28 protein-coding genes are annotated in these 23,668 nt (G+C 64.8%); 16 read left to right on the forward strand and 12 right to left on the reverse strand.

Going from position 1 to position 23,668, the window contains the following annotated elements; genetic code table 11:
• Window positions 1-53 precede the first annotated feature (53 nt).
• From F7Q96_RS16665 to F7Q96_RS16695, 7 genes are all read left to right on the forward strand, one after another.
• Window positions 54-245, forward strand: coding sequence for a hypothetical protein (locus tag F7Q96_RS16665; RefSeq protein ID WP_053824319.1), 192 nt, complete (start codon window positions 54-56; stop codon window positions 243-245).
• Window positions 246-291: 46 nt separating this feature from the next.
• Complete coding sequence (locus tag F7Q96_RS16670) at window positions 292-1,176, forward strand: RecT family recombinase (protein WP_211923510.1); 885 nt, start codon at window positions 292-294, stop codon at window positions 1,174-1,176.
• Window positions 1,169-1,792 carry a lambda exonuclease family protein gene (locus tag F7Q96_RS16675; RefSeq protein ID WP_053821595.1) on the forward strand — a complete coding sequence of 208 codons (624 nt, stop codon included), beginning with the start codon at window positions 1,169-1,171 and terminating at the stop codon, window positions 1,790-1,792. The genes F7Q96_RS16670 and F7Q96_RS16675 overlap by 8 nt, the downstream gene beginning before the upstream one ends.
• 61 nt (window positions 1,793-1,853) lie before the next feature.
• Complete coding sequence (locus F7Q96_RS16680) at window positions 1,854-2,324, forward strand: hypothetical protein (protein ID WP_151022997.1); 471 nt, start codon at window positions 1,854-1,856, stop codon at window positions 2,322-2,324.
• Window positions 2,321-2,887, forward strand: a complete 567-nt coding sequence (locus tag F7Q96_RS16685; protein WP_151022999.1) for an ASCH domain-containing protein — start codon at window positions 2,321-2,323, stop codon at window positions 2,885-2,887. Before F7Q96_RS16680 ends, F7Q96_RS16685 begins: the two co-directional genes overlap by 4 nt.
• Window positions 2,888-2,947: 60 nt before the next feature.
• Window positions 2,948-3,145: an excisionase gene (locus F7Q96_RS16690; RefSeq protein WP_053824323.1), complete on the forward strand. Its 198-nt coding sequence runs from the start codon at window positions 2,948-2,950 to the stop codon at window positions 3,143-3,145.
• A 3-nt stretch (window positions 3,146-3,148) separates the two neighbouring features.
• Entirely contained in the window at window positions 3,149-4,231 is a 1,083-nt protein-coding gene (locus tag F7Q96_RS16695) for a tyrosine-type recombinase/integrase (RefSeq protein WP_053824324.1), read from the forward strand.
• A gap of 165 nt (window positions 4,232-4,396) precedes the next feature.
• Here the strand turns inward: F7Q96_RS16695 and F7Q96_RS16700 are convergent, their stop codons facing one another.
• Window positions 4,397-5,899, reverse strand: a complete 1,503-nt coding sequence (locus F7Q96_RS16700; RefSeq protein ID WP_053824325.1) for an argininosuccinate lyase — start codon at window positions 5,897-5,899, stop codon at window positions 4,397-4,399.
• Window positions 5,900-6,051: 152 nt separating this feature from the next.
• Here F7Q96_RS16700 and F7Q96_RS16705 point away from each other — a divergent pair, with 152 nt between their 5' ends.
• The 5 genes from F7Q96_RS16705 to F7Q96_RS16725 all read left to right on the forward strand — a co-directional run bounded on the left by F7Q96_RS16705 (window position 6,052) and on the right by F7Q96_RS16725 (window position 9,688).
• Window positions 6,052-6,876, forward strand: a complete 825-nt coding sequence (locus F7Q96_RS16705; protein ID WP_053824326.1) for an AraC family transcriptional regulator — start codon at window positions 6,052-6,054, stop codon at window positions 6,874-6,876.
• A 90-nt stretch (window positions 6,877-6,966) separates the two neighbouring features.
• The gene (locus F7Q96_RS16710; protein WP_053824327.1) at window positions 6,967-7,368 is read left to right on the forward strand and encodes a cupin domain-containing protein; all 402 of its coding nucleotides are present in this window, start codon (window positions 6,967-6,969) and stop codon (window positions 7,366-7,368) included.
• A gap of 184 nt (window positions 7,369-7,552) precedes the next feature.
• The gene (locus F7Q96_RS16715; protein WP_053824328.1) at window positions 7,553-8,017 is read left to right on the forward strand and encodes an Rrf2 family transcriptional regulator; all 465 of its coding nucleotides are present in this window, start codon (window positions 7,553-7,555) and stop codon (window positions 8,015-8,017) included.
• On the forward strand, window positions 8,007-8,909 hold the full coding sequence (locus tag F7Q96_RS16720) for an NAD(P)/FAD-dependent oxidoreductase (RefSeq protein WP_053824329.1): 903 nt from the start codon (window positions 8,007-8,009) through the stop codon (window positions 8,907-8,909). The genes F7Q96_RS16715 and F7Q96_RS16720 overlap by 11 nt, the downstream gene beginning before the upstream one ends.
• Before the next feature lie 155 nt (window positions 8,910-9,064).
• Window positions 9,065-9,688 (forward strand): hypothetical protein, encoded by a 624-nt coding sequence (locus F7Q96_RS16725; protein WP_053824330.1) that lies wholly within the window; start codon window positions 9,065-9,067, stop codon window positions 9,686-9,688.
• A 19-nt stretch (window positions 9,689-9,707) separates the two neighbouring features.
• Here F7Q96_RS16725 and F7Q96_RS16730 read toward each other — a convergent pair whose 3' ends face one another.
• The 10 genes from F7Q96_RS16730 to F7Q96_RS16775 form a co-directional block, all read right to left on the reverse strand.
• Entirely contained in the window at window positions 9,708-9,890 is a 183-nt protein-coding gene (locus tag F7Q96_RS16730; RefSeq protein ID WP_053824331.1) for a hypothetical protein, read from the reverse strand.
• A gap of 117 nt (window positions 9,891-10,007) precedes the next feature.
• Window positions 10,008-10,466, reverse strand: coding sequence for a GFA family protein (locus tag F7Q96_RS16735; RefSeq protein WP_226994980.1), 459 nt, complete (start codon window positions 10,464-10,466; stop codon window positions 10,008-10,010).
• Window positions 10,463-11,530, reverse strand: a complete 1,068-nt coding sequence (locus F7Q96_RS16740; protein ID WP_158507304.1) for an alpha/beta fold hydrolase — start codon at window positions 11,528-11,530, stop codon at window positions 10,463-10,465. Before F7Q96_RS16740 ends, F7Q96_RS16735 begins: the two co-directional genes overlap by 4 nt.
• 91 nt (window positions 11,531-11,621) lie before the next feature.
• Complete coding sequence (locus tag F7Q96_RS16745; protein WP_158507305.1) at window positions 11,622-12,158, reverse strand: TolB family protein; 537 nt, start codon at window positions 12,156-12,158, stop codon at window positions 11,622-11,624.
• A 121-nt stretch (window positions 12,159-12,279) separates the two neighbouring features.
• Window positions 12,280-12,786, reverse strand: coding sequence for a GNAT family N-acetyltransferase (locus F7Q96_RS16750; protein WP_053824699.1), 507 nt, complete (start codon window positions 12,784-12,786; stop codon window positions 12,280-12,282).
• A 57-nt stretch (window positions 12,787-12,843) separates the two neighbouring features.
• The gene (locus F7Q96_RS16755) at window positions 12,844-14,640 is read right to left on the reverse strand and encodes a hybrid sensor histidine kinase/response regulator (protein WP_170265878.1); all 1,797 of its coding nucleotides are present in this window, start codon (window positions 14,638-14,640) and stop codon (window positions 12,844-12,846) included.
• Between the two features lie 26 nt (window positions 14,641-14,666).
• Window positions 14,667-15,344, reverse strand: a complete 678-nt coding sequence (locus F7Q96_RS16760) for a LuxR C-terminal-related transcriptional regulator (RefSeq protein ID WP_244959257.1) — start codon at window positions 15,342-15,344, stop codon at window positions 14,667-14,669.
• A 124-nt stretch (window positions 15,345-15,468) separates the two neighbouring features.
• Window positions 15,469-15,834, reverse strand: coding sequence for a glyoxalase superfamily protein (locus F7Q96_RS16765; RefSeq protein WP_053824335.1), 366 nt, complete (start codon window positions 15,832-15,834; stop codon window positions 15,469-15,471).
• A 102-nt stretch (window positions 15,835-15,936) separates the two neighbouring features.
• On the reverse strand, window positions 15,937-16,725 hold the full coding sequence (locus F7Q96_RS16770; RefSeq protein WP_053824701.1) for an alpha/beta hydrolase: 789 nt from the start codon (window positions 16,723-16,725) through the stop codon (window positions 15,937-15,939).
• Between the two features lie 120 nt (window positions 16,726-16,845).
• A complete protein-coding gene (locus tag F7Q96_RS16775; protein ID WP_053824336.1) occupies window positions 16,846-17,727 on the reverse strand; it encodes a LysR substrate-binding domain-containing protein in 882 nt (293 codons plus the stop codon).
• 134 nt (window positions 17,728-17,861) lie between these two features.
• Between F7Q96_RS16775 and F7Q96_RS16780 the strand changes: the two genes are divergently transcribed.
• The 4 genes from F7Q96_RS16780 to F7Q96_RS16795 all read left to right on the forward strand — a co-directional run bounded on the left by F7Q96_RS16780 (window position 17,862) and on the right by F7Q96_RS16795 (window position 22,993).
• Window positions 17,862-18,542 (forward strand): flavodoxin family protein, encoded by a 681-nt coding sequence (locus F7Q96_RS16780; RefSeq protein WP_053824702.1) that lies wholly within the window; start codon window positions 17,862-17,864, stop codon window positions 18,540-18,542.
• A gap of 343 nt (window positions 18,543-18,885) precedes the next feature.
• Window positions 18,886-19,536 (forward strand): response regulator transcription factor, encoded by a 651-nt coding sequence (locus F7Q96_RS16785; protein ID WP_053824703.1) that lies wholly within the window; start codon window positions 18,886-18,888, stop codon window positions 19,534-19,536.
• A gap of 71 nt (window positions 19,537-19,607) precedes the next feature.
• On the forward strand, window positions 19,608-21,350 hold the full coding sequence (locus tag F7Q96_RS16790) for a hybrid sensor histidine kinase/response regulator (RefSeq protein ID WP_249361680.1): 1,743 nt from the start codon (window positions 19,608-19,610) through the stop codon (window positions 21,348-21,350).
• 140 nt (window positions 21,351-21,490) lie between these two features.
• Entirely contained in the window at window positions 21,491-22,993 is a 1,503-nt protein-coding gene (locus F7Q96_RS16795; protein WP_082371812.1) for an aldehyde dehydrogenase family protein, read from the forward strand.
• A 24-nt stretch (window positions 22,994-23,017) separates the two neighbouring features.
• On the opposite strand, the gene F7Q96_RS16800 is transcribed toward F7Q96_RS16795, so the two are convergent.
• Entirely contained in the window at window positions 23,018-23,614 is a 597-nt protein-coding gene (locus F7Q96_RS16800; RefSeq protein ID WP_151023022.1) for a CDP-alcohol phosphatidyltransferase family protein, read from the reverse strand.
• Between the last annotated feature and the right edge of the window lie 54 nt (window positions 23,615-23,668).

The raw sequence follows: 23,668 nt of genomic DNA on the forward strand, positions 1-23,668 counted from the left end.
CAATATCGAAGCGCCATGGCGCGGCCTGGCAAAACCCGCGAAGGAGCAATGACATGACCCCGACCAAAGGATTCGACCTGCGGCACTACGAGTCGCCGCTGACCGAGGCAGAAAAGCGCCAGGCGCGCGAGGACGGATTGCGCCAGAAGGCAAAGGCCGCGCTGGGCGATCGCTACGTGCTGTCGCTGGCCAATGCCCCGCGCAAGGGCCAGTACAACGCGATGACTGGCGCACGTCTCGCCTGATTTCCCAACCCTCAACGGCCGGCAGAGTCTCGGCTTGGAGATAGATATGTCTGAACTGACCACCATCGAAAATTCGAACATCACGCCGATCACCGAGATGCCGCCGGCGGCAGAGGGGTTCAGCTCCGCCTCCCTCGTCCTGAGCAACGATGCGATGGACAGCGTGATCCGCATCGCTGATCTGATGGCGAGCGGACGCACCACTATCCCGAAGCACCTGCAGGGAAGCCAGGGCGATTGCTTTGCCGTGAGCCTGCAGGCCATGCAGTGGGGCATGAATCCGTTTGCCGTTGCGCAGAAGACGCACCTTGTGAACGGAACGCTCGGATACGAGGCTCAACTGGTCATCGCGGTCCTGAATTCGTCCCCAGCCCTCGCCACGCGCCTGAACTTCGAATGGTCGGATAACTGGGTCGGCGTCAACGGCAAGACCGACAAGAGCCCGGACCGCTGGTGCCGTGTGTGGGCGACGCTTAAGGGCGAGACAGAGCCGCGCGTGCTCGAGGTGTCAATGGCTCAAGTCGGTGACACCCGTAACTCGCCGAACTGGGCAACCGACCCGCGTCAGCAGTTGGCATACCTCGCAGCCAAGCGATGGGGACGCCTCCACGCGCCGGACGTCATCCTCGGCGTCTACACGCCGGATGAACTGCAGGATGGCTCGGCTATCGCAAGCATGCCGCCGCCGCGCAAGCCCGCCGAAATCGCCGCGGCTGCCCTGCCCCAGCCTGCGGAGCGCACCGACGAGTTGAACAACATCATCTTCAACCTTGAGATGGTCGCCAAGAGCGAAGGCGCGACGGCCCTGGCCGAGGAATGGTCGATGCTGACGAAAGAGCAACGCAAAGCCATCGGTCAGGACGAGTTGAAGCGGCTCAAGGAACTGGCCGGCGAAGGTCGGGCCAACGAAGGCGGAGACGGCGATGAGTGAACCTCTCCAACGCACCGAGGACTGGCGCAAGGCCCGCGCGGGAAAGATCACTGCATCGCGCTTCGTCGACGTCATCGCCATCAAGCGCGACGGCGCACCGACTGCGGCGCGCGCGAAGTACATGCGCGAACTGGCCTTCGAGCGCCTGTCCGGCGAGCCAATGCACGAGGTCGGAGGCAAGGCGCTCACCTGGGGCACCGAGGTCGAGCAGTACGCCCGAGAGGCGTTCGAGCTCGAAACCGGCCTGATTGTCGAGCCGGCGCAGTTCGTCACGCATCCCGACTACCCGTTCATCGGCTGCAGCGCAGACGGCCTGATCGGCAAGGACGGCGGCTACGAGTCGAAATGCCCGATGGACGAATCGGTGCATATCCAGACGTGGCTCGAAGGCATGCCGCGCGACCACATGGCCCAGGTGCAAGGCTGCATGTTCGTGACTGGCCGCAAGTGGTGGGAGTTCACCAGCTACGACCCGCGAGCCTGCGAACGACTGCGCCTGTACCACGAGCGCATCGAGCGCGACGAAGGATTTATTGCGAACCTCGAAGCCGCCCTGCTCCAGTTCGAAGCCGAGCTGCAGCAGATGGTGGCCGAGCTTGAACGCAAGTCTGCGTGACCCCTTCGCGGAGCGCTTCGTCCCCCGCGTAGCGCGACCGCCTTTTTATTCCCGTGATGCCATGAGCAGAAGCCAGAAGCCCCGCAAGCCGTACCGCCCCAAGTGGAACTCGGGAGGCGTCAAGCTGCGCTCCGAACCCTGGAGGGTGGCCGCGGTGTTCAACCCGCTCGAATCCATGCTCGACGCTATCGAGCGCGACGGCGAAGTGATGGCCACCCGCGACGGTACGCCGATCTTCCGCGACCTGAACGATGGCCACTACTACGAGACCGCTCCGGCGCTGGAAGGAATCATCGACGCCTTCCATACGCACGCCATGCGCCAGCACAGGCCAATGCCGCTGGATCCGCTTCGGCTGCTGGCTCGGAAGCTGCGCTATGCGATGCCGCTGGAGATGGCCGACATCACGGCAGTGCGCCAGGCGATCAAGGTGCTGCGCGCCGAGTCGCTGGAAATGACGCTGCAGTACGCAAACGACCTGATCCGGACGACGCAGATTCGGATTGAGCTGGATGAGAGGGAGGCAGCATGAAAGAACGCCCCATCCTCTTCTCCGGCGCCATGGTGCGCGCCATTCTCGACGGCAGAAAGACACAGACGCGGCGTGTCGTGAAGGACCGCCACATCGACGCAGCTCCGCCGGTCGCATTTTTCCAGTATCTGCGTGAACACTGCCCCTATGGCCAGCCCGGCGACCGCCTTTGGGTTCGGGAGACGTGGGGTTTCAACCCTGACTTCCCTAGCATGCCCAGCCGGGCTTGCTACCGCGCCGATCGGGGGCACGAGCACGACGGCATCCGTTGGAACCCCAGCATCCACATGCCGCGCGCGGCGTGCCGGCTGGTGCTTGAGGTCACCGGCGTGCGGGTCGAACGCCTGCAGGACATCAGCTACGAAGACGCCATTGCCGAGGGAATGTTCAACCCGGGCACCATCGAGAGCACGTATCCGCTGACAGGCGAGACCGGGGAGCAGCTCGGCCGCAGGCTCAGCCACCCGCAACGGAGCTTCGCCATCCTCTGGGAGGAACTGAACGGCGCCGGCGCGTGGGCAGCGAACCCCTGGGTGTGGGTGGTGGAGTTCCGCAGGGCATGAGCGACACCGCAGCACGCATCATCGAACTGACCCGCAAGCATTGGAATCTGGAGAAGGCACATGAAGAAGCGCCTCGATGAATGGCTGAAGAGCCAGTTTGATCCGCCCCCGGCCATCCGCACCGCGCGGCTCTGGATCAAGGACGGCAAGATCTACCCGCCGCCCGTCAAAGTCGGCCGGGCCTACTATGTGGACCAGAATGCCACATTCCAGGGTGCCATCGCGCGCCCCACCCTCGCACAACGGATTCCTCGATAAGCCATGGCAGCCCGCCCCCGTATTCGCAAGCGCGCCCATTTCCCGCCCAACCTGCATGAACCGCGGCCGGGGTACTTCACCTGGCGCGACCCGCGCGACGGCAAGACGCATGTTATCGGTCGGGTGCCAACTGCACAGGCCATTCACGAGGCGATCGAAGCCAACGTGGTGGCTGAGAAGGGGTTGGCCCGCAAGTCGCTAGCTGAGCGTGTCGGCTCGTCGGTGGAAACCATCGCGGACCTCGTGGCCCGCATGCCTCTGGAAGGCTACAAGAAGTCGTCCCTCTACACGATCAAGTCCGCGCAAAAGATCATCAGCGATGGTCTCGGCCATATCCGCTGCGATGAGCTCACGGCCAAGGATGTGGCAGCACTCCTCGAGGAGATGAAGGCGCGTGGAGTTCAGCGGATGGCGCAGGTGGTCCGCTCGCGGCTCATGCAGGTGTGCCTCAAAGGCGTAGCGCTGGGCTGGATGCAATCGAATCCCGTTGAGGTGACCGAGAAAATCCGCGTGAAGGTGCGACGGCGGCGCCTGACGTTGGAGACTTTCCAAGCGGTCCTCGCCAAGGCACCGGAGGTTCTGGATTATCTGGAGAACGCCATGTTACTGGCGCTCGTGACGGGACAAGACCGATCCACGATTGCCAGATGGGAGCGTTCAGCGATCCAAGGCGACGTGATTATCGCCTCCCGCGCAAAGACTGGCGTTCAGATCGCCATCCCGCTATCGCTGCGCATGGACGCCATCGGCATGAGCGTGGCCGACGTCCTGGCGCGCTGCAAGGGAACCGGCATCGTCAGCCGCTATCTGTTGCACCAGACGAAGACTTGGGGCCCGGCCAAACGTGGTTCGCAGATCCGCATCGGCAGTTTGACCACGGGCTTCCAGAAGGCGCGGGAACTGGCCGGCATCACCGGCGATGACGCGCCGACATTTCACGAAATCCGCAGCCTCTCCAAGCGGCTGTATGACGCGCAAGGCGGCGTGGACACCAAGGCGCTCCTCGGGCATATGAGCGATGCAACTGCGGCGATTTACGCGAACAGCAGAGGCATCGAGCCGATGAAGGTGCGCGTTTCCTGTTGATCTTATTTTGAATGAGTTTTGAACAGGTAGTGAACACCCCACGGCCAGATGCGGCTTTCCGGTCGATGCGCTCTACTATTTCGATAACGACATGAAGGTCAAGGCGCCATTCGACGCGCAGCGGCTGATCGAACGGCTTTCATCGGATCAACATCGCGCCCGAGCCTAGTTCGCGGCCTTCACCAGCTTGCTGAAATCCCGATCCAGCCGGGCCAGCGATGCATCGATCCGGCCACGCTTTTCCTTGATCCAGGCATCCTGCTGCGCCAGCGACTGCTTCGCGGCCTTCAGCATCCGCTCCATCTCGGCAGGCTGCGGACCGCCAACGGTGGCGCGGTGGCGAACGATCGCCACCGGATCCAGCGTGGCGCGGAATTCCGCTTCGCTCATCGGCAATTGCGCGGGCCCCTGGCCCTTGACCGCCTCCGCATAGATGCGCTGCGCCTGCGCATATGGAAATTCGCTGGGCCGGATATTGTTCGCCTTCGCGTAATCGACCACTTCCGATGCGAAATGATGACCTACGCGGAACGGCAGCTTGTATTTGCGCATCAGCACGTCGGCCAGTTCCTGCGAAGCGGTCCAGTCGCTGTTCAGTTCTTCCAGCGCGCGCTCCGGGCTGATTACCAGCGCGTTCAGGATCTTGTCCCAGCCCTGCAGCACGCGGATCGCACTCTGGACCATTTCGCTGTTGGGCTTGACCTCCTTGGCGTCGCCCATCCCCGGCGTGATGTTGTGCGCCTGGATGACCGGCCCCATCGCCAGCGTGACCGCCGTCGAGGCATGCCGGCGCGTCGTATTGAGCAGGCCGGGGTTGCGCTTTTGCGGCATCGCGCTGGACACGTAGGTATTGCTGCCGCCCTCCTGCAGCAGCATCCACGGACGCGACTGCGCATACTGCGTCATCACGTCTTCGATGAAATTGCCCGCATGCAGCGCAATGCTGGTGACGATCGCCCCCACTTCCACCGGCTGTTCCGTCGAGGAGATCTGTGCGGCGTCGTAGGCGTTGTCGACGATCGCCGCGAAGCCGAGATAGTCGGCCATTCGCGCACGATTCAGCGGCCAGCTGGTGCCGTTCAATACCGTCGTGCCCATCGGCGATCGGTCGATGCGCGCATAGGCCTCGCGGATTCGCTGCGCGTCGCGCTCCAGCCCGGCAGCATGCCCGAGCAGATAGTGTCCGAGGCTATTGGGCTGCGCCGCCACGCCATTGGTGTAATTCGGCACGATGGTATTGGCGTGCTTCTCCGCCAGCGACACCAGCGAACGGCTGGTCTTGTTCAACTGGTCGGCCAGGCTCAGCAGGTTGTCCCGCAGAATCGCCGCGCGGTAGGTCGCATGCATGTCCTGGCTCGAGCGCCCCGCATGCAGCAGGGTGACCTCGACGCCGGCCGCCTGGATCAGCAGGGGCTCGAACGTGATCACCGTGGAAGGCCGCTTCCCGCCCGGCCGATTGCCGTCGTCCAACACCTTGACAATGCCCGACGCGATGCGCGGCGCGAGCGACTTGTCCAATAGGCCTTCATCGGTATTGATGACGGTGGTGGCCTTGTTGATTTCGCCGAGCCAATAGAATTCGTCGCGATTGACGGCGGATTGGGCAAAGGCAGGTACAGCATGGGCGGAAATCGCCAGGGCAAGAATGCCAATACGGGTTTTCAACACGGCGGGTTCGCTTGTCTCGTTATTGGGTTGTCATTCGGCGACGCGGATAGTGACGCGCCCCGGGGATTACAGCCGATTGCTGGTACGGGCGCAAGGCTATACATTCTGCAGACAATATCGCGCATCATTGCCGCTTGAATCCATCTCCCGTCATGACAACACGCCGTGCCGAACGCCCCGATTGGGTGCATCGCGCCGAGCCGGCGCAAGGCATCGAACGCATCGAGGCCTTCCTCACCGGCAATGCCTATTCGATGCACCGGCACGATACTTACGCAATCGGGCGCACGCTGGCCGGCGTGCAATGCTTCCAGTATCGGCGCAGCCTGCGCGCAAGCCTGCCGGGCAAGACCATCGTGCTGCATCCGGACGAGCCGCACGACGGACAGGCCGGTACCGACGAGGGCTTTCGCTATCGGATGCTCTATATCGAGCCCGCGGTCTTCCAGGCCGTGCTCGGCGGCAAGCCGCTGCCGTTCATCGAAGGCGGCATCAGCGACGATCCGCGCTTGTTCGCGGCCACCGCGGCGCTGCTGCAGCAACCGGATACGCGGCTCGACCCGCTGGAACAGGACGACGGCATGGTCGAGCTGGCGCTGGCGCTCGACGCTGCCTCCGGCGCCAGGCCGCTGCGTCCCTCCTGCGACTTCCGTGCGGCCCAGCTCGCGCGCGACTATCTGCATGCCTCGTCGCATCGCATCGTCACGCTCGATAAGCTGGCTGCGGCCTGCGGGCGCGACCGCTGGAGCCTGTCGCGCGATTTCCGCACGTTCTACGGCACCAGTCCCTACCACTACCTGACGATGCGGCGCCTGGAGAGCGCACGCCGCCTGATGCAGAACGGCGTCGCGCTGGCTGAATGCGCGGCCGCCGCCGGTTTTGCCGATCAAAGCCATATGACACGGCACTTCACCAGGGCGTACGGCATTTCCCCGGCCAGGTGGCTCGGCATGGTCCACGCCGCCAACGGGCGCTGATTCTGCGCGCCAATCCGGCTCGCACAATCGTTCAAGACGCCGCCGCAGCGTCCGCCTACGCTGTGCTCTCCGCATCCATGGAGAGCACTCATGCAAGCCAACAATCACGCGGCCCCGGCCACCCGCGGCCAGGGCACCGCCATCGATTTGATCGACAAGATCAGGCAAATCGACGGCCACTGGCAGCCGCGCGTCGTCGCCGAGATGAATGACTACCAGTTCAAGGTCGTCAAGCTCGAAGGCGATTTCATCTGGCATACGCACGCCGATACCGACGAGACGTTCATCGTGCTGGAGGGCGAATTGCGGATCGATCTTCGCGATGGCGCGATCGTGCTGCGCGCCGGCCAGATGGCGGTCGTGCCAAAGGGCGTCGAACACAAGCCCTTTGCGGCCGAAGAAGTGAAATTGCTGCTGATCGAGCCGCGCGGCGTGCGCAATACCGGTGAAGAAGGCGGCGAACGAACGGTGCAGAACGATATCTGGGTCTGAGGCGCTGCGCGAGGGCCGCGATCATCGCGAACGCCGCGACCGCCGCCATGGCAGCCCTTGACGGCCTTCGCGGCGTTCGCGGCTTCGCGGCCCGTCGCGGCCTTCGCCGGCCTTCGCCGGCCTTCGCCGGCCTTCACGGACCTTTACCTTGACATTCGGCGTTTCATGTAACACCATAAGTTTCATGAAACGCGATAGCAGACTGTCAGGCGTGCTCCACGTCCTGTTGCACATGGCCGAGCACGATGGCCCGGTCACCTCCGAAGTCCTCGCGAAGGCGATGGACACCAATCCCGTGGTCATCCGCCGCGTCATGGCGGGCCTGCGCGAGCATGGCTATGTGCGCTCGGAAAAGGGACACGGCGGCGGCTGGACGCTCGCCTGCGACCTGTCCACGGTCACGCTGCGCGACGTCTACACCGCGCTCGGCTGCCCCTCGCTTCTGGCGATCGGCAACCGGACGGAATCGCCCGGTTGCCTGGTCGAGCAGGCTGTCAATGCCGCCCTGGACCAGGCGTTCAACGACGCCGAGGCCCTGTTGCTGGCGCGGCTGGGCGAGGTCACGCTGGCCATGCTGAGCGCCGATTTCCACCAACGGATGGTCGCCCGCGGCGGCCGTCACGATCTGGAGCACGTCCATGCGGTATGACGCCATCGTGATCGGCGGAAGTTTCGCCGGCCTGTCCGCAGCGACGTATATCGCGCGAGCAAGGCGGTCCGTCTGCATCATCGACGCGGGCGCCCCGCGCAATCGCTTTGCCACGCATTCGCACGGCTTCCTCGCGCACGACGGCAGCAATCCCGGCGCCGTGCTGGCGACCGCTCGACAGCAGGTCGCCGCGTATCCGACGACGACGTTCATGGAAGGCAAGGCCGTCCGCGCGTCGGGAGAAGTGGGCGCCTTCTCGGTCAAGCTGGAGAGCGGGGAGGTGGTGGAAGGCGCGAGGCTGGTGCTCGCGTACGGCATCGCGGACGAACTGCCTGACCTGCCGGGACTGAACGAACGCTGGGGCCAGTCCGTGATTCATTGCCCGTATTGCCATGGCTTCGAATTCAGCGATCAGCGATTGGGCGTGCTGAGCATGTCGCCGATGTCGGTCCATCAGGCCATGCTGGTTGCGGAATGGGGACCGACAACGCTTTATTTGAACGGCGATCCCCGACCCGACGACGGTGTGCTTGCCGAATTGGAGAAGCGTGGCGTCGCCATCGAGCCGAAAAAGGTCAAGGCTTTGCATGGGGAAGGGGCACAGCTATCGGCCATCGAATTTGCTGACGGCGCCACGGCGCCGATCGATGCGCTGTTTGTCGGTCCGCGCAATTATCTGAACAGCGACATCGCTCATCAGCTTGGATGCGTTATCGAGCAAACGCCATTTGGGTCGATCATTCGGACCGATGAATTGAAGACGACTACCGTGGATGGCGTCTATGCCGCGGGCGATATCACGCGGGGCGCGCATAGCGTGACGTGGGCGTGTTCCGATGGCGTGATGGCGGGGGTGGCCGTACATCGATCGCTGACCTTTGGAGCGGAATGAGCGGCACCATATTCCGATGGCCGTCTGCACACCGGGGGGTGCGCTAACGGTGCGCCCCGCGGAAGTGCAACCCCTCCAAAGCATGGACGAATACAGCTAAAGCGGTCGGACAAGCTGCCGATACTATCGATTCCACAATATCTCGCGAGGGATCGATGTTTCGTATTGCCATACCCGTGCTCTTTGCTGCTTTGCTCGCCGGCTGCAACACCACACTCCAGATCAAGAAGCCCGACGCCACCACCGGCATGTACGCAACCACCACTACACTAAAGGCTGAAGAGGTGCGAGTGGAGGAAAAGTTTGACCCCGCCTACAAGAGGATGTTGTATCTCAAGATCAACGCCGATACACCCAACCCGCGCTTTGTCGAGTTCTTCGAATCCACATTCAAGGACATGCAGACCTTCGACAAGGTCGTAACCAAGAGCGACCTCGAAAAGATCATCATAGACCGTGATCTGGGGAGCAAGGTGCCGAGCGTGTCCGATCTGGTCGGCCTCAACAGTCTTAGCAAGGAAATTGGGCCCTTCCTGATCGTCGAGCCAAATGCCATTTACAAGCCCGGCTACCGCGTCGACGGCACGCTCAAGGCCATTGACGCCCGAACCGGGAAAACGGTGCTACAGATCGAAAATTCGGCCTTCAATATGGCTGGCCTCGACGATCCACTGCTCCACCCAATGCTGAACGGCTTCATTAACTGGACGCGCAACCAACCGGTGGCGGGCAAGGCGCCTGGAAGCCAGCAGAGCGGCAATCCAGTGGCAACGCGTTGAGGCATCGGGGCGGTACGCCTCAATCCTGCTCTTTCTTTGGTGGCACCGCCTTTCCCAGCAATTTGCCAAGCAGGCCGGTCTTGGCCGCCGCCGCGCCGCGATGGTCGGTCTTCGGCGCCGGGCCGCCGCGCTTGGCGCCTGCCTGCTTCATGCTGTTGGCGATCTTCAGGCCTTTGTTTTTTTCGAGGTCGGTTTTCTTCACGGGGTCATCTCAGGAGTCGAGCCCGGCATTGTACGCAGGTGGACAGCGGTGGTCCGTGCTGGCGCCTCGCAGGTGGCCGGACTTCTCGATGGATTGATACAGCCGCCGCTAAAAAACTCAGTGCGGCGCCTTGTCGAACGACCGGGTCAGTTCCGTATCCATCAGCCAATCGGCCTGTTCGGACACCCAGATATGGGCCGCCGGCCGCTGGCCCGGATCTTCATCCAGTGTCGCCACGCGGATGATCACCTGATCCTGATGCACCCACTCGGCCATCAGCTGGCTGCCACATTGCTTGCAGAAGTGGCGCAGCTTCCCCGGTGAGGATTCGTACGAACCCAGCGAGGATGTTCCCTTCAGCCACTGGAAATCGGGCCGATCCACCCGCGCCGTCGTCGCGTAAGAAGCGGCATGGGCCTTGCGGCATTTGCGGCAATGGCAATGGACGATCTGGCCGGCCAAGGCGCGGGCCTCGTACTCGATCTCGCCGCAGAGGCAGCTTCCTTTCATGTCTCGCTCCTGTCCGCGCCCGCTTGGGCATTCCATCATGCAATAGGCGATCAGCCCACCGGTCACTGTACTCCAGCCGCTGCTCGATCGGCCTCGTCCAACCACTCCATTACCTCCGTCCACATGTCGGCGATATTCGCGGCGCCCGCGATCACATGGCCTTCGCCCCAGTAGCGAACAAATCGGACCGGTTTGCCCAGGCGACGCAGCGCGGAGTACATCTCCTCGCCCTGGCCGATGCTGACGTAGTCCTGGTCGCCCTGGACAATTATCAACGGCGCGTTGATCCGGTGTGCGGCAAATACAGGGCTGAGCGCGATATAGCGGTCTGGCATTTCGCACGGCGGGCCAGGCATCGAGAACACCCGCTCGCACATCGCTGTCATCGAAGTCGCACTGCCATCGTCGTCATATCGGAAGCGGGCGTCAAACGTACCGTGAAAGCTAACCAGATTTGATATGCCGGCCATCGCAATGCCGCTGCGGAACAGATCGGTTTCCGCCAACAGCGCCATCGCGGCCCATCCGCCCATGCTATGGCCCATCACGTGCAATCGCCCAGGATCGATCAAACCGGTGCTCACGGCGGCATGCACGGCTTCCTGGACCTTGAGCGCCATGCACTGCGCAAGATTGCGGGAACCGAGGTCCGAAGGAATGGAAAGATCCGGCTCGATCACGATATAACCGTGCGCGGCCAGCAGATGGAGGCAGAATTGCCCGGATTCGTGCGGCTTCAGCAGATGTCGGCATTTGGGGCCAACTCTTGCGCCGGGATAAACCCAGACGACGGCGGGATACGTGGTGTCGTGGCGCGATCCCGGCGGCAACAGCAGGCGGACTGTCTTCGCGCTTCCTTCGTCGTCGGTGAACTGCACATCGCGGACCACACCGGCCTCGATCTCAGCCAAATGCCGATTGGTGCGGAACAGCTCGACGGTACGTTCGCCGGCGCGATCGACGAGCACCAATCCGCTGCCGGCGGCGTCCTCGACCAGGAACAACCACCGGTCCGAGGCGCGATGGCAAGCGACAGGCTCGCCCTGCGGCAATTCCGGCGGTTCTTCGGCCTGCAGGTTGCCTGCTTCGTGGAATGTGGGGTCGTCGAACCGCTGTTGGAAGGACGACAAGGCCTGCTGCTGGTCTGGTCCGAGCCCGGCTACCGCCTCCCCGCTTCGGACATCGAATACCAGGTAGTGGCACGGTTCCTCGCCTCCACCACTAGCGACCGGCTCTCCAGTCCCGCTGTCCCAACACGCTGACAGTCGATGACCCCAGGCGATCGAGCTGCGCCCAAGTCTGGGGCGCCTTGCGGCAAGCGCGTCGATCGAGGTCGAACAGGCGCGGCAATTCTCCGCCCGGAACCATGGCGCATACCACTTGCGTGTCGTCGATCCAGTCGAAGGGGCGCTTGCCGCGTAGCGTCAGATTGCCGGTCAGCGTGAGGCGCCGGCCATCTCTCACGTTCAGTATCGACAGCCGGACCGATTCCGAGGTTGCCACACCAAAAGCCAGCATCGATCCGTCTGGAGACCAGCAAGGAGCAAAGCGGTCTCCTTCGGCCGTCACCTCTTCTATTTGCCCTGAGGCAAGGTCGATCCACCACAATTCGCTTCTCGCTACACCGGCGAGAAAGACGTCGGTGTGTCGTGTTGCCGATTGAAGCGATCGCTGGACACAAAAGGCGAGACGCTGGCCGTCTGGCGAGAACGCGAAACAGTCGCCATGCATGCCGGTAAACGTGTCCAACTTCAGCACATCGTCTATCCCTAGCGGCCTCTTTGGCAAATCGCAGTGCTGTTCCGGCATATTCGGCGGGAATTGGCTTTTCACAAGGCAGCGGCCAATTGGCCGCGACGGTCGACAGCGTTCGAAGCACCTACCCGGTGACCCAGAACGCCTCGTCATACTGCACCGTCCCCACCGGCCACTCGCCCTCGAGGCGCACCGCCTGAAAATACTCGGGCGGCACATCGGACAACACCAGGTTCGCCCGGCAAACGAAGCCGAAGCGTCCGTAATAGCGGGGCTCGCCCAACACCACGCAGCCTCGCGCACTACGCCGACGCAGCGTATCCAGTGCTTCGTTCATCAGCAGGGAGCCGACGCCCTTTCCCTGCCATGCGGGCAGCACGGCTATCGGTCCAAGGCCATACCAGCCCTCGCTGCCATCGGATATTGCGACGGGGGACACCGCGACATGGCCGACGATCTGGTCGGCGTCGGTGGCGACCAGCGAAATCGACAGCCGCCCCCGCGCGCGCAACGCATTGACGATCAGCGGCTCGGTGCCGCTGGCATGCGTCGCACTGCGAAATGCTTCACCGACGACTGCCTCGATCGTCGGGATGTCGGCTGGTACTTCGTCACGGATCTGAATCGGCATGTTGACCGCCTGCAAGGAATTGGACGGCGATACAGGCACCGCATCGCCCCCCTCGAATCACGACGAACGATGCAGCGCCTCTTCGCGCCGCAGCCATTGATACAGCAATGCATGCAACTGCGCCGGCTCCAACGGCTTGCGCAGCACCACATAGCCTTCGCGTTCGGCCTGCAGCAACGCCGGCGAATCGAATTCGCCGCTGACCATCGCGCCGCTGGCGTCGGGACAGCGCTCCAGCAGATCTTTCAGCACCTCGAAGCCGCTCTCGCCCGAACGCAGCCGCTGGTCGCACAGGATTGCCTGCGGGCGCAGGCCACCGTCGAGCAGTGCGAACGCTTCCGTGGCCGATGCCGCAAAGCGGACATCGACGTGCCATGCCTGCATCAGGCTCATCCACGCCCGGACGACAACCGGATCGTCCTCGACGATCAGGCAGCAGCCGCTCAGCGGGGGCAGCGTGCTCGACGGCCGCGCCTGCGATTCCGCCGCCATCGCGTGCACATGAGCCTGCGCGGGATCGGCGGCGGGAAAACGCAGCCAGAACCGCGAGCCGCGGCGTTCCACCGAGCTCAGCCCATATGCGGCACCCATCAGGGTCGCGCAGCGAGCCACCACCGCCAATCCCAGCCCATGGCCGGCGCTGTCGATACGCCACGCATATTCGTTGCGGTAGTACGGCGAATAGATGCGGCTCTTGTCCTCGTTCGCCACGCCAATGCCGGTATCCCAGACTTCCAGCAGCCAGTCCGCCTCGCGACGCCGGGCGGACAACAGCACGCCGCCGCGCTGCGTGTACCGAAGCGCGTTGTGGACCAGGTTGACCAGCGACTGGCGCAGCAGCGAGGCGTCCGCCAGCACCGCGGCAGCCTGCTTTGGCACGCGCACGCGCAGATCGAGATCGCGGCTATGCGCCTCCTCGCGGAACAGCGCCGCAACCTCCTCCATGATCGGAGCGAGCGCCACCGGCGCATTGCGCGGCATCGCCATGCCCTGTTCGATCTTGGAGAGGTCGAGCAGCGAGTTGAACATCAGATGAACCGATCGCACGCTGCGCCGCAGATCCTCCAGCGGCGGAATCAGCGCCGGATCCCGATTGCGCTGCGCGATCGCTTCGATCAGGAAACCCATCGCATGAACCGGCTGGCGCAGGTCGTGGCTCGCGGTGGTCAGGAACAGGTTCTTCGCCCGCAGCGCATCCTCGGCCTCCTCCTTGGCGAGCCGGTAGCTTTCCGCCAGCCGAATGCCATCATCTTCGAGCTGCACCTGCTGGCGGAAGAACTGATTGGCGATCAGTGCGTGCCGATAGATCGCGACCGCATACAGCAATGTCAGCGGCAGCACCACCTGCCAGTGATCGGGGAAGCTCCACGGCACGTTGACCGTGACCACGCCCCAGCACGCGAAAAAAAAGCGCTGGAAGGCGCCCAGGATCGGCGTCTGGTGCGTGGCGTTGGCGGCCAGGATGGCGGCAAGGCTGATGTGCAGCAGCAGCGCGAAGTCGAACGTCACCTGGCCGGCAGTCAACACCGTCGCCATCGACAGGCACAGGCCATGGACCAGCGCGATCCGCTTGACTACCGGCAGCCAGCGCTCGGCCATCACCGCATCGTCGGACTGCGCCCGCTCGCGCTGATAGTGCCGCCGCTCCAGCTGCATCCACCCGGCGGCCAGGCAATAGGCGAGCGTCCAGACCAGCAGCGAACGCGCGTCCTTGCCGGCCGCATGAAGCCATGCGACGAACGGCAGGCCGACGAAGGGAATCGCGTTGACGCTGAAGACCAGCCGCCGGAACGTCATGTCGAGCAGGCGCGCGCGCGCGCGCGGGCTGACGCTCGATTCGGCGGAGGAACGCATGCCCGGCGATTGCGACGACGGCTCGCTCACGGTTCCAGCCGTCGTCCGTGCAGCAGCGTGATGGCTTCGACGCGATTGCTGACACCGAGCTTGCCGAGAATCGCCGTCACGTGTTCCTTGGTGGTCTGCTCGGAAATCGCCAGTTCCTTGGCGATCTGCTTGTTGGGCAGCCCGCGCAGCATCAATGCAAGTACCTGACCCTGGCGGTCGGTCAGGCCGAGGTCGCGCGCGCTCAGCGGCAGTTCGCGCCGCAATGCCGGCGTCAGTTCCGCCGGCGGCACCGCGGGAAACCAGGTACCGCCCTGCCGCAGCGTCGCGACGGCCTGGGCGAACGTCTCCGGCGGCTCGCTCTTGCGCAGGAAACCATGCGCGCCGGCCTCCATGGCCTTGACCTGCACGCGCGCGTCCTCATCGCCGCTCATCACGAGCAGGCGGCACGATGGCAGCTTCGCGGCGGCCTCTCGCAGCAGCGCCAGGGCGGTGCCGCCGGGCAGCCAGAAATCGACCACCAGCAGACTGGGAGGACCGTCGTCATCGATCCGTTGAAAGCACTCCTGCGCATTCGCGGCATAGTGCGCCACCGCGTAGTCGCAATGCGTTGTCAGATATCCCGCAATACCGCGCGCCACCAGCGGATGGTCGTCGACGACGATGGCATACGACTGGCGCGCCGGGGCCATGCCCGACGCAATTCGACTCTTCACCAAGCTTTGGCTCCTGACCCCTGCCGAAATAAAGCTTATTTTTTGCGCCAGTGTAATTGATTTCGCACAACGGAATTTGCGCGGCGCCTCGCAACCCCTACTACGGTAGGTGTTCGAAATATAATTAATCGTCAATGAGCTGACAGAAACGAAGCGAATTACCGAAGGGGTCGACCACCTGCATTTCCTTTCCCCAGTCCATCGTTTCAACACCGGGCCGGGCATATCGGTACGGTTTTGCGGCCAGCTCCCGCTGCAGCGCGTCGATGTCGTCGACCCGCAGGAAAACGGCCGTCCCGGGCGTACCGTCGCCATGATGCTCGCTCAGATGCAGCAGCAATTCCGAGCGCGATATCTGCATGTACAGCGGCAGGCTTTCCTCGAAGCGATGCTCCCAGTCGACCGAAAATCCGAGGAAATCGAGATAGAACTCCTTGGCCTTGTCGACCGAGAAGATACGGAGAATTGGAATGGCGGGCGACAGTTTCATCGGATTGGTTCAATCAATGCAATGGCGCAAGGATAACCAATACTTTGCCAGATCCGTAAGTTCCAACATTAATGCAATTGGCTTCGATGCCGGTGAACCGGCTCAGCGGGCGGCGCCTTTTGGCCCCGATTCCAGCAGGAATTCAACCGCCCGCCGCCACCACTCGCCATCGACGCGGCCGAACCAGTCGTTATGGTCCGCGCCCGGCACGATGCGCAATTCGCGGCGCGTACCGAGCGCGTCGTGCAGTGCGCGGCCGAAGCGCGCCGGCACGATCCGATCGTGCTCGGCGACCACCACAAGCACCGGGCGATCGAATGCGGCCAGATTGGCGACGCTGTCGTAGCGGTCGCGCAAGAGCCAGGAGGTCGGCAGCCAGGCGTAGTGATGCGCGGCGATATGGGCAAGCCGGTCCCACGGCGTGATCAGCATCAGACCGGCGATCCTGTCGCGTTGCTGCGCCGCGGCCGCGGCAGCCACGCCGGCGCCGAGCGATTCGCCGATCAACAGCAGCGGCGCGCCGAAGCGGGCGTGCGCCAGTTCGATGGTGCGCTGTGCGTCGGCGACGAAGCTGGCCTCGCCTACCCGGCCATCGCGGGGACCATAGCCCGGATATTCAGCGAGGATCACACGCACGCCCTGCTCCACCAGCGCGTCCGCATAGATCTTGCGATGGCCGGCATGACCGGCGTTGCCATGAAACACGATGGCCGTAGCGCGGGCCGCACGAGCGGGTTCAGCGAGCAGCCCCAGAAAGTCGTCCTCTCCCGGCCAGGCGCGCAATTCGCCGGACACCAGCGCAGCCAGCGGCGCCTTGCTCGGGAAGTACAGGAAGTGATCCTGCAATGCGGCCAACGATGCGGTCGGGGCCATGCCGGCGATGCATGCCATGCCGAGCGCCACGCTCGCGAGGCGGGCGGCAAGGGCACTACTGTGTCGGGCTGCGATCGGCATGCTTTCCTCCCCACGGCCGCTGGTGGAACCGCCGCGATCTGAATGATATGACGCTATTCAGCCCCATTCGCGCGCCAGCCACGCGAGAAATGCGCGCACCGGCGGATGGCGCTCGCGCCCCGGCACGCACAGCGCGGTATAGGCGGCGCCCGCCACCGTGATATCGGGCCGATACGGCACCAGCATTCCGTTGCGCACGCTGTCGGACACCATGATCGAACTGGCGAGCACCAGCCCCTGTCCCGCGACGGCGGCCTGCAGCGCATAGCTTTCCTCCTCGTAGGCCCGCATCGTCGCGCCATCCTGCAGCCAGCCCACCCCGGCGGCATCGCACCACGCCTGCCAGCCATCGTCGTACAGCGTGGAATCGGTCCAACGCACGGTAATCAGTTCAGGGGCTCCTGCGCCGACCGCTGCGATCCGTGCCGGCGAGCCATACACGCCGAAGGTTTCGCCGAGGCGGCACGCGTTCAGCAGCGAGGGCCACGCGCTGGTGCCATAGCGGATGGCCACGTCGATACGCGCGTCCTGATGCAGATCGACCGGCGCGCCGTCGCTGTCGATCCGTACATGCACATCGGGATGAGCCTGATAGAAGCGTCCGAGCCGCGGCACCAGCCACAGCGCCGCGAACGACATGGTGGTGGTCACCGTCAGCGACCCGGCCGCAGGCTGCGGCAGCAGCTCGTCGATCGCTTGTGCCACATCGAGCAGCGCGCCATGCATTCGATGGAACAGCCGCTCGCCTTCGACCGTCAGCGCGACGCCGCGCGGCAAGCGCGTAAACAGCGCCACACCCAGGCAGGACTCCAGTCCGCGCACTTGATGCGATACCGCGGCCGGCGTCACCGACAGCTCGGCTGCCGCAGCCTTGAAGCTCAGATGCCGCGCCGCGGACTCGAATACCCGCAGGGCGGCGATCGGCAAGGAAGCGAACATGCAATGCGCTCCGAAAAATGCGCACAAAACGCTGGGATGAATCCAATTGATCCGGCGCGAGAATTGCTCGTTTGTCGCGCCGCAGCCGCCATCCTACAGTCCCCGTGTCGCTACCCCACATTGCAAGGAACATGATGACCGACACGACTGTCTCGCAAACCCATTCTTCCCGTCCGGTCTTGATCCTGGTCGGCAGCCCCCGGCGCGACGGCAATTCCGCGCTGATGGCGCGGGCCGTGCAGCGCGGCGCCGAGCGCGCCGGCCATTCGGTCAAGCTGCGCTTTCTCGACGACCATATCGGCGGGCTGCTGCGCGACTGCCGCCAATGCCGCCGTCCCGATGGCAGCTGCGGCATCGACGACGGCTATCGCGAACTGTTGCTGCAGGACTTCCTGCCCGCGGCCGGCGTGGTGTTCTGCTCGCCGATCTATTGGTATGGCCTGTCAGCGCAGACCAAGGCCTTCTTCGACCGGATGTTCTGCTACTACGCCGCCTCGCATCCGGATTCCGCCAACGTGATGCCCAAGCTCGCCCGCAAGCGATTGGGGCTCGTGTTGGCCTCCGAGGAGAGCTATGCCGGCGCGGCGCTCGGCATCGTCCATCAATTGCAGGAGTATGCCCGCTATACCGATTCGCAACTGGCGGGCGTGGTGCGCGGCACCGGCAATCGCCGCGGCGAGGTGGTGCGCGATCCGACCGATGCGATGGCGCAGGCCGAGCGCCTCGGCGCCGAGCTGTTTGCGCGGCCCTACAGCGACTATCGCTTCGATACGCCGCGCGATACGCGGGTATGGCCGCTGGACCAGGCGGCATGATGTCTGCTGCATGGCCGCGCGGTCATGGCGATCATGGCGGTCAATGATTGCCATGCACGGCGGCCATATCGATCGATCAGGCCAAGTCAAAAAAATACCCGCAGCCGGGAGGTGCGGGTATTCCAAAGTGGTATGAGCGAGTCGCGGTTTCGCTCACGGCGCATCCTCGCACCATGCGCCCATCCCGCCAATAATCCTTCCGGACTAGGCGGCGCCCGATCGGCGGGCATGGACAAGCGAGCGGGAATCGATTCCAATCCAGCACTGACGAGGGCCGGCAGCCGCGATCGGCGTGCATCAGCCCTGTCGCGCGATGCCGATGACCGGCCCATCTCCGACCGCCATGCCCGATGCCCGCCTGCTGCTGATCGACGACCATACGCTGTTCCGAACCGGGCTGCGGCTGCTGCTGGCCGACAGCCAGAGCGTATCCGCGATCGCCGAGGCCGGCACGGTGATGGAGGCGGTGCAGCACCATGCCGGTGCCGCGATCGACATCATCCTGCTCGATATCCAGCTGCCCGGCCTGAACGGCATCGAGGGGGTGCGCGTGCTGCGCCGGCATTTCCCCGCGGCGCGCATCCTGATCGTCTCTGGCACGTCCGGCCGCGATGCGATTCCCGCCGAGGTGCTCAAGGACGTGGCCGGATTCCTGCCGAAATCGGCGGAGGCCAGGCAGATCGAGCAGGCGATCGCCCGCTGCCTGCAGGGCGGCAGCTACTTCTTCTGCGCGGCCGATGACACCGTCGTGCCGGGCCAGTTCGCGACCGGCGCGGCACGCTACCTGCCGAGCCAACTGACACCGCGCCAGCTCGAGGTGCTGGAGCAGCTGGCGCTGGGCCGGTCCAACAAGATCATTGCGCACCATCTCGGCCTGTCCGAGAACACGGTGCGCGTGCACGTCGCCGCCATTCTCGATCACCTTGGCGTGGTCAGCCGTGTCGAGGCCATCATCGAGGCGCAGCGGCGCGGCCTGATACAGGCCGTGCGGTGAAGCCCGCCCGCGCCCGCCGTCGCCTTCCCCTGCTGCCGCGCTTCGACGAGGGCCGGCTGCTGGCGGCGCAGATGGACCTGCTGGACCAGAGCTTCAGCGTCGCCATGGTCGGCTGCGCGCTGGCATCCTGGTTCCTGACGGCGGAGCTGGTGCTGTCCGGCGATCGTCCGCTCGCGTGGCCATGGATGGCCGCGATGACGCTGGCCTGCGCCTACGGCGTGCTCGGCCGCCATCGGATGCCGGCCCGCACCACCGAGGCCGGCGCGCCGTACTACGCGCGCTGGATGACGGTGCTGCTGACCTGCATCGGCTCGCTGTGGGGCTTGATCGCCCTGCTCTATCTGGATGTGCGCCAGCCGCCCATCGTCATTTCGGTGCTGTGTCTGATCGCCGGCATGAGCGCCGCGGCACTCGCGGTGTTCTCGGCCTGCCTGCCGGTCGCCGTCGGCTTCTTCGTGCCGGCGATCCTGCCGGTATGGATCAGCTTTCTGGCCACCGGCGACCCCGACTATCTGCCGATGTTCCTGGCGACGCCGCTCTATCTGATCGTGCTGATCATCTTTGCGCGCAACTACGCCCGCGTGGCGCGGCATTCGATTGCGCTGCGCTTCGAGAATATCGAACTGATCGGGCAACTGCGGGAACAAACCGCGCGCGCCGAATCGGCCCAGCGCGAGGCCGAACAGGCCAGCCGCGCGAAATCGGTGTTTCTTGCCTCGGCCAGCCACGATCTGCGCCAGCCGCTGCATGCGCTGGGTCTGTTCCTGGTCTCGCTGAGCCGAACCGCGCTCGACGACAAGCAGCGCCAGCTGCTGACGCATATCGAATCGGCCTCGGATGCCGCGCGCGCAATGCTGAACACCTTGCTGGACTTCTCCAAGCTCGAAGCGGGCGTCGTGCAGGCCCGCCCGATGGCGTTCCGGCTGCAACCGCTGCTCTACCGGCTCGAGAATGAATTCGCGCCGCTGGCGGAGGCGCGCGGCCTGGTCTACCGCACGCGCGAGACGACCTGCGCGGTCTTTGCCGATCCGGCGCTGGTCGAACTGGTCCTGCGCAATCTGATCGCCAATGCGATCCGCTATACCGAACGCGGCGGCGTGCTGGTGGGCTGCCGCCGGCGTGGCGAACACGCGGTGCTGGAAGTGTGGGACACGGGGATCGGCATCCCGCCGTCGCAGCACGCGGCGATCTTTCAGGAGTTCCATCAGCTCGGCAATCCCGAGCGCGATCAGCGCAAGGGCCTGGGGCTGGGCCTGTCGATCGCCAGCGGGCTCGCAAGGACGATGTCGACCGAAGTCACGCTGGCCTCGACGCCGCGGCGCGGCTCGGTGTTCCGCATGGCGCTGCCCTGGGTCTGGCTGCCGCCGGCCGGCCTGGACACGCTGGTACATCGGCGGCCGAGCGATACCCCGGCCCGGTTGAAGCCGCTGCCCGCCGTGCGCGCGCTGGTCATCGACGACGATCCGCATATCCGGCTGGCGATGACCGAATTGCTGTCGGGCTGGCAATGCGAATGCCGGGCAGCGGAGTCCGAACGCGATGCATTGGCCTGTCTACCGGCGTTCCGGCCCAATCTGATCGTCGCGGACTATCGGCTGCGCGGAAACCGGGACGGCCTGCAGGCCATGGCCGCGCTGCGCAGGCAACTGGGAGAAGCGGTACCGGCGATCATCATTACCGGCGATACCGCGGCTGACCGGCTGCGCAGCGTGCATGCGAGCGGCACGGTGCTGCTGCACAAGCCCGTGGTGGCCGCGGAATTGCATGCGGCGATCCTCGCGCTGGCCGCACCGGAAAACGCAGCGCCGGGTTAGGCGCGACCGGGCAACAACGCGGCCGTTGCAGCTTGATAAGTTTTTTTGATAAACCAATCCGGTCTATTAATTGGACTTTGGCTCCGCGCTTGCGGACACTGAATCGACACTGCATCGGGTCGATCCCGTGAGGAGCCATCATGCCGTCGCCTTTGCCGCCAACGAGTCCGCTGCCCTCCCCGAATTCCCCGATCTGGCCCAATTCGTCTTCGATACCGCGCCACGACCTGCTGATCGGCGCCGAGCGCGTCGCGCCCGTTTCCGGCGCCTATTCGACCGATATCGATCCCGCCACCGAGACACCGATCGCCACGGTTGCCCAAGGCGGCCCGGCCGAAGTCGAGCTGGCGGTGCAGACCGCGCGCCGCGCGCTGAAAGGCTGGAGCCGCATGCGCGCCGCCGAGCGCGGCCGCATGCTGCACCGCTTCGCCGATCTGCTCGAGGCCCATCAGGACGAGCTGGTTGCGCTGGAAAGCCTCGACGCGGGCAAGCCGCTGGCGGCGGTGCGGCGGCAGGATATGCCGGCGGTGATCGACACCGTGCGTTACTACGCCGGCTGGGCGGACAAGATCCACGGCGACGTGATACCGGCCCGCCCCGATGCGCTGACCTATACGGTGCGCGAGCCGGTCGGCGTGGTGGCCGCGATCGTGCCGTGGAATTTCCCGCTGATGATCGGCATGTGGAAGATCGCGCCGGCGCTGGCTTGCGGCTGCACCGTGATCGTCAAACCCGCGGAAATCACGCCGCTGTCGGCACTGCGCATCGGTGAACTGGCGCTCGAAGCGGGCCTGCCGCCCGGCGTGCTCAATATCGTCACCGGCAAGGGCAGCGTGGTAGGCGATGCGCTGGTCGGACATCCCGGCGTCGACAAGGTGACGTTCACCGGCTCGCCCGGCGTGGGCCGCGGCATCATGCAGGGGGCGGCCGGCAACTTCAAGCGCGTCACGCTCGAACTGGGCGGCAAATCGGCCAACCTCATCTTTGCCGACGCGGATCTCGACGCGGCGGTACGCGCCGCGGCGTCAGGCATTTTCTTCAACGCCGGCCAGGTCTGCTCGGCGGGCTCGCGCATTCTCGCGCAACGCGCCGTCTACGACGAGGTGGTCGAGCGGCTCGCCGAACGAGCCCGCGCGATCCGCGTCGGCGACCCGGCCTTGCCCGATACGACGATGGGTCCGTTGGTGTCGGCCGCGCAATTGAAGACGGTGCTCGACTATATCGAGATCGGCAAGCAGGAAGGCGCGTCGGCGGTGGCCGGCGGCATGCGTGTCGGAGAGCGCGGCTATTTCGTCGCGCCCACGGTGTTCGCCAACGTCGCGCACGAGATGCGCATTTCGCAGGAGGAGATCTTCGGCCCGGTGGCCAGCGTGATTCCCTTCGACGACGAGGCCGATGCGATCCGCATCGCCAACGGTACCGCGTTCAGCCTGGCGGCCGGCGTCTGGAGCGCCGACATCGGCCGCGTGCACCGCGTCGCCGGCGAGTTGAAAGCGGGCACCGTATGGATCAATACCTATGGCTATACCGATGTCCGGCTGCCCTGGGGCGGGGCCGGCGACTCGGGACTGGGCCGCGAGCATGGCGACGCGGCGCTGCAGAACTTCACGGAGCCGAAGACCGTGTGGCTGTCGCTGCGATAGGGCCTGCGATAGACGATCGCCGCCTTAGAACTTAGGAATCCGCAGCGTCTTGCTGATCATCAGCGAGCCCGACAGCACGAACAGCAGCGCGAGCGGATGCAGCACCGCGGGACCGAGCGTCCAGGCACCGCCGAACAGCGCGTCGCCGATGCGCCCCTGCCATGCGCACAGTGCGAGCACGCCGGTCAGCACCACGCTGGTCGGGATCGGCGTGCCCTCGAAATAGGCGACCTTGCCGCTGGCCCCGGACAGCGATTCGGCCGTGACGTTGAAGCGCGCGAGCCGGCTGACGCCGCAGCAGACGAAATAGATCAGCGCAATCAGGTCCCAGCCGCCGCGCATGCCGGCGGCAAAGGCCAGCGCCGCGGGACCGACGCCGAACGAGATGATGTCGGCCAGCGAATCGAGCTCGCGGCCCAGCGCCGAATGCGCATGGCGCCAGCGCGCGACACGGCCGTCGATCACGTCGAAGAAGAAGGCCGCGGGCGCGAAGGCCGCCGCGATCAGGAAATGCCGCAGCGACTGGCTGTCGATGTAGAACATCGCGAAGAACACCGACGCCATGCCGCAGCCCGCATTGGCCAGCGTGAAGACGTCGGCCAGCGCCAGCTCGCGGATCATCGAGAAATGCCGCGGCCGTGCCGATGGATCGGCCGATGGCCGGGTCGGATCGTT

The sequence above is a fragment of the Cupriavidus gilardii genome, assembly GCF_008801915.1.
Taxonomy (GTDB): domain Bacteria; phylum Pseudomonadota; class Gammaproteobacteria; order Burkholderiales; family Burkholderiaceae; genus Cupriavidus; species Cupriavidus gilardii.